This window comes from Acidimicrobiales bacterium, assembly GCA_036273495.1.
In the GTDB taxonomy this organism is placed as follows: domain Bacteria; phylum Actinomycetota; class Acidimicrobiia; order Acidimicrobiales; family JAJPHE01; genus DASSEU01.
In genome coordinates, this window is record DASUHN010000084.1 from 1 (window position 1) to 5,569 (window position 5,569).

General features: G+C 73.0%; 5 protein-coding genes. 2 read left to right on the forward strand and 3 right to left on the reverse strand.

The window, feature by feature from the left end:
• Together VFW24_03395 and VFW24_03400 are read left to right on the forward strand one after the other, a co-directional pair.
• The coding region (locus tag VFW24_03395) for a hypothetical protein (GenBank protein HEX5265794.1) at positions 1–1,117 on the forward strand (1,117 nt) is incomplete at its 5' end.
• Positions 1,118–1,121: 4 nt separating this feature from the next.
• On the forward strand, positions 1,122–2,273 hold the full coding sequence (locus VFW24_03400) for a polysaccharide deacetylase family protein (protein ID HEX5265795.1): 1,152 nt from the start codon (positions 1,122–1,124) through the stop codon (positions 2,271–2,273).
• A gap of 6 nt (positions 2,274–2,279) precedes the next feature.
• Here VFW24_03400 and VFW24_03405 read toward each other — a convergent pair whose 3' ends face one another.
• The 3 genes from VFW24_03405 to VFW24_03415 all read right to left on the reverse strand — a co-directional run.
• Positions 2,280–2,894: a TMEM175 family protein gene (locus VFW24_03405; GenBank protein ID HEX5265796.1), complete on the reverse strand. Its 615-nt coding sequence runs from the start codon at positions 2,892–2,894 to the stop codon at positions 2,280–2,282.
• Between the two features lie 20 nt (positions 2,895–2,914).
• Positions 2,915–3,403, reverse strand: a complete 489-nt coding sequence (locus VFW24_03410) for a flavin reductase family protein (protein ID HEX5265797.1) — start codon at positions 3,401–3,403, stop codon at positions 2,915–2,917.
• Positions 3,404–3,429: 26 nt separating this feature from the next.
• Positions 3,430–5,569, reverse strand: a 2,140-nt coding sequence (locus VFW24_03415) for a CoA transferase (protein HEX5265798.1), incomplete at its 5' end; no start/stop codon positions are given.

The window sequence follows — 5,569 nt, forward strand, 5'->3', positions numbered from 1 at the left end:
GGCCCGGACCGTGGTCGCGGCCGGCCAACCCCAGAACCCGGAGTGGTCGGTGGACCGGCGCTGGCTCGCCTACCTGAACGGGGACCGCCACCAGGTCCACGTGGTGCGCTCCGACGGCACCGACGACCACGCCTTCGGTCCGGAGGGAGTGAGCCGCGGCGGTTACGCGTGGTCTCCCGGTGCCGACGAGCTGGCCATCGTCCCCCGTACGGGGGGCATCGACCTCGTCTCGGTGCCATCTGCTTCGGTGATCCCCGCCGTGGATCCGACGGTCCCCGTCGAGTCGGTGGCGTGGTCACGCGACGGCGGCCGTCTCGCCTACACCACGCCCGCCGCCCCGGGCCGTCCCACCCGGGTGGTCGTGCTGACGACCGACGGGGGACCGCCGCCGGAGAACCTCGGCCTCGCCGTCCCGCCCGGCTCCGACGTCCTGCTGGCCGGATGGTGGCCGGACGGGGGCGGTGTCATCTACTGGGTCGATCCGGGGGGATCGGCCGCCGCCCTCGGCAACGGGCTCCCGCTCATGAGCGCGTCCCTGTCAGGCGGCGCGGCCCGCCTGCTCGGGGTCACTCTCGTCTTCCACCCCTGGGTCAGCTGGTCCCCGGACGGGACCCGGCTGCTGCTGGTGGCGGGAGCGGGGTCTTCCCCCGCCGCCGGCAAGTCGCTGGTCGTGTGCGACGTGGCCGGCACGGCCTGCCACGCCCTGCCCCAGCCCGCCGGGTCGGTGACGGTGGACGCGGCGTGGTCCCCGGACGGGAGCGAGGTGGCGGTGGTGCGCGCTCCTGACGTCGGTCCCGGCCAGCACGTGGGGGCGGCGTGGGTCTCGCAGCGGCGCCTCTGGGTGGAGGCGGCCGACGGCTCCAGCGCCTACCCCGTGCCGGGGGCCGGGACGGGCGTCACCCTGCCGGCCTGGTCGGCCGACGGCCGCAGCATCGGCTACTCGCTCGCGTCCGGCTTCGAGGTGATACCGGTCTCGGGTGGCCACCCGACCGTGATCGCCTCCGGCCTCGACGGCGCCAACGACGGCACCGCCGGCCCCGACGCCGACGGCAGGCAGCCGTGGGGCGCGGCGGCCGTGTGGGGCGGGCGCGCCGGCTTCGACAGCTACGGAGGCTGAGCGGATGCGTCAGCGGCGGGGGTGGCGAGGATGGTGGTCGGGCCGGCCGCGCCGCGCCCGCCGGGTCGGCATGGCCGCGGTGGCGCTGATCGTGGCGGCGGCGGCCGTGCTCTGGACCGCGCCCTGGTCGGCGGCGGCGCACGCCGGGCGGCGCGGGGCGGTGCGGGTGGGGACGCCGGCGCCTCCGGACCCGCTCGCCACTCCGGTCACGGCTCCGGCTCCCGCGCCCGCTCCTGCGCTGGTGCCCTGGCAGGGCCCGGTCGAGCACATCTTCTTCCACACCCTGGTGATCCGCCCCGACCTGGCGCTCACCCACGACCAGCTGGCCCAGGGCTTCCGGGACTGGTTCGTCACGGTCGGCGAGTTCAGGTCGATCCTGGACCAGCTCTACGCCAACGGCTGGACCCTCGTCGACATCCACCGCGCCGTCGACGGCACGGTGATGGTCCCGCCCGGGCGCAAGCCCCTGGTCCTGTCGGAGGACGACGTCAACTACTACGACTACTCCCGGCCCCGGGGTCTCGGGTGGCGGCTGGTGCTCGACGCCGCCGGCGACGTGAAGGTCGAGGTGCGCGACAACCTCGGCGTCAGGATCACCGACGAGGACCTCATCCCGCTGGTCGACGAGTTCGTGGCCGCCCATCCCGACTTCTCCGCCGACGGGGCCAAGGGTGTGATCGCAGTCACCGGCTACGAGGGGGTGTTCGGCGAGCGCACCGAGGACCCCACCTCACCCGACTGGGCCGCCAGCGTGGCCCGGGCCACCGCCATCGCCCAGCGCCTCAAGGCCACCGGGTGGACCCTGGCCAGCCACAGCTACGGCCACATCGACCTCACCAGGGACTCGACGGCGGTGGCGGCCCGGGACACCGCCCGGTGGCAGGCCGAGGTCGAGCCGATCACCGGCCCGACCGACGTCTACGTCTATCCATTCGGCGCCGCCCCGATCCCGGGATCGCCGACGTTCCTGATGCTGCGCGGCGCCGGGTTCACCATCCAGTGCGACATCGACGACGTGCCCCGGCTCATTACCGCCGACGGGGTGAGCGTGATGAGCCGGCGTCACATCGACGGCATCGCCTTCCGCGACCAGGTCCGGAACCTGGCGCCGTTCTTCTCGGTGGCGTCGGTCGAGGACACACACGCCCGGGGCTGATGACGGTCAATCGGCGGCGGCGTCAGGTGCGCGGGTGGCTCCCGTCCGCTGGGGGAGGACGTAGTACAGCGCCAGGGCACCGTCGATGGCCAGGCTGGCGGGCACGCTGCCGAGAGCCACGAGCATCGCCAAGAGGTAGCTCGGGATCCCGTAGCGGTAGCGGCGGGTGACGACGGCGGCGGCCGCCTCCTCGCCCTTGACGATCAGGCGGTTGTCGCGGGACGCCACCCGCCACAGCAGGTTGTAGAAGACGGCGGTGAGCGTCAGCACCGCGTTGTAGAAGAAGGCGGCGGTGTGCTGGGCGCTCGAGCCCAGTCGCAGGTTCTCGGACAGGACCGAGGTCGGGAACGGGATGAAGGCGATGCACATCAACAGGAAGAGGTTGGCGACCACCAGGCCGTGAGAGGTCTCCCTGATCAGCCGGAAGATCGAGTGGTGGTTGGCCCACATGATCCCGATCACCAGGAAGCTGAGGACGTAGCCGAGGTAGGTGGGCCAGGCCTGGCCCAGGCGGTGGGTCAGGGTCCCGGGCCCGGCGGGAGCCCGCACGTCCAGGATCAGCAGGGTGATGGCGATGGCGAAGACCCCGTCGCTGAACGCCTCCAGCCGGCCCGTCTCCACCGGCGGCACACTAGATATCGCTACGGATCGTGGCCGGGATCGAGGTCGCGCACCGCCTGGAAGCCCAACTGACCGGGCCAGGGCGCGTCGGTCGGGCTGAGCTCCACCGGTTCGAGCAGGAAGCCGGTGTGGTCCCCGTCGGTGTGGTGGTCGAGCACCCGGCCGACGAACCACCGGGTGCAGTCCTCCAGCACGGGCGCCCCGCCGGGGCCCGGATGCCAGGCGCAGCGGGAGAACTTGTCCACCTCGTCCCCGGTCCGGGACCCGAACAGCTCGGCCACCCCCCTCTCGGCCGAGGACAGCAGGTGGACGGCCAGGTGGTCGCTCGCCAGCGCCACCGGGTGGGTGTGGTTGGTGACCGAGATCCACACCGTCATCCGGGGCGGATCGATGCTGCACTGGCTGAGGAAGCCCACCAGGCACCCGCTGCGCTGCCGGCCGTCGTCACATGTGACCACGGCCATCGGGTACTCGAGGTCCGCCACAAGGGCGGGGAAGCCGTCAGCCACGGAGGGCATGGGAGCGACCCGGTCCGCTAGACGGGGCGGCCGTCGGCGTCGAGGTAGTCGTTCACGATGATCCCGTCCGCCACCAGCCGCTCGTACACGTCCGGCTCCAGGCCCAGGAGCTTGCGGTAGACGTACTCGTTGTCCTCGCCCAGCGAGGGTGATCCGCGCCACCAGACCTGGGGAAGGCCGGACACGGCGTGGCCGATGTGGCGGTAGGTACCCACCTCGCGATTGGTGAGCGGCCGCACCCACTCCCGGGCGGACACGTTGGGGTCGGTCACGAGCAGGTCGTCGGAGAGCTGAGGTGCCGCCGCCACTCCCGCCGCCTGCAGGGCCTGAAAGGTCGCGACCACGTCCTGGCCCGCCACCCACTCGCGCAGGGCGGCGTCGAGCTCGTCGTGGTGGGCAAAGCGCCCGGCCACGGTCGCCAGGCGCTCGTCGGCGCCCAGGTCGGGGCGGTTCATCACGCCCGTGAGAGCCAGCCACTCCTCATCCGAGGTGACGGTGAGGCCGAGCCAGCGGTACTCGCCCCGCCCGGCGTACACGCCCTGGGGCGCCCGCGCCGGATCCCGGTTCCCGGTGCGCTCGGGCTCGGCGCCCAGTTGGGTGTCGACGAGCACGTCCCCCAGGTGGTTGAGCACGTTGTCCATCTGGGCCAGCTCGACGATCTGGCCCCGGCCCGTCGACTCCCGGTAGTGCAGGGCCGCCATGAGGGCAAACACCCCCGGCGGCCCGGTGGCCCCGTCCATGTAGGTGGTGGAGGGGGTGTCCACCAGCTCGCAGTCGTGGTGCCCGGTCAGGTGGGCAAAGCCGGTCAGCCCGTCGAACTGCTGGCCGAACCCGGTGTAGTCGCGCCAGTCCCCGGTCAGGCCGGCGGGAGGGATCCGCATCACGATCAGGCGCGGGTTGGCGTCCATCAGCTCCGACTCCTGGATGCCCAGCCGGTGCAGGGTCGACGCCTTCAGGTTCTCGACGAACACGTCCGAGCAGCGAACGAGGCGCATGAACAGCTCCCGCGCCTCGGGCCGGCGGGGGTCGAGGGTGCACGACAGCTTGTTGCGGGCCAGCGAGTTGTTGAGGGCGTGGCGGTTGTAGGGCCGGTCCTCGACGCCGGGAGCGGGCCGGGCGTAGCGGGACAGCAGCGTGCCGAGCTCCATCATCGTCTGGTCGGGGCGGGGCAGATAGCCCTTGGTCGTCGGCGGGAACACCGACGGGTTCTCCAGCCGGATGACCTCGGCCCCGAGGTCGGCCAGGAGCAGGGTCAGGTAGGGACCGGACCACACCGTGGTGAGGTCGAGCACCCGCACGCCCCGCAGCGGGGGGAGGCCGGGGTCGGCCGATCCGACCGGAGCTCGCGCCCCGTCGTCTCCGGCGTCCGCGCCCAGCTCGGCCTCGACCTCGGCGTCGTGCTCCCCGAGCAGCGGGGCGCGCCGGCGCAGCTGCCAGCCCCCCTCACCGTGGCGGTAGGGGGGGCCGGGGAGGCGGACGGGGCCGACGCGGGGGTCCTCGACGGAGACCCAGAAGCCGCGCTGGTGCAGATGGTCGGCCTCGAGCACCTCGGCCGGGGTGTTGACGCCGGCAAACGGCCATCCCGCCGTCTGGGCCAGCTCGGTGAGCTCGGCCCGGGTGTGCGACAGCAGCCAGGGATACAGGGCGGCGTCGAGGATCTCCTTGGTCTCCCCCCGCACGAAGGCGTCAGGACGGGCAAAGGCTTCGCGCAGATCGTTGTCGTCGAGCACGGCCAGCATCTCGGGGAGCTGCTGGGGCGTGGACATCATCGACACGTAGCCGTCCCCGCACGGGAACACGCCCATCGGGAACAGCGTGTCGCTGGTGCTGGTGGCGGCGTCGGGCAGCGGCTCGTTGTCCCCGTATTCCCATCCGAGGAAGCGACCCACGTGGGAGGGGACGGCGCCCAGGGCCTCGTACGCCGCGCAGTCGACGTGGGCGCCGGCGCCCGACGCCCGGGCGCGCAGCACGCCGGCCAGGGCGCCCATGGCCGCCGTCTGGCCGACCGTGCACAGGCCGACCAGGGCGGGCAGCTTCACCGGGATGTCCTCCGACCGGCCCTGGGGAAGGGTGGCCCACGCCGCCAGCTGCGCCACCAGGTCCGACCACTTGTAGCCGGCGTAGGGGCCGCGGGCGCCGAAGCCGCTGATCGTGGTG

What these genes read in the sequence shown, in the direction of transcription:
- VFW24_03400 (HEX5265795.1), top strand. Translation starts at nt 1,122, where the DNA reads ATGCGTCAGCGGCGGGGGTGGCGAGGATGGTGGTCGGGCCGGCCGCGC.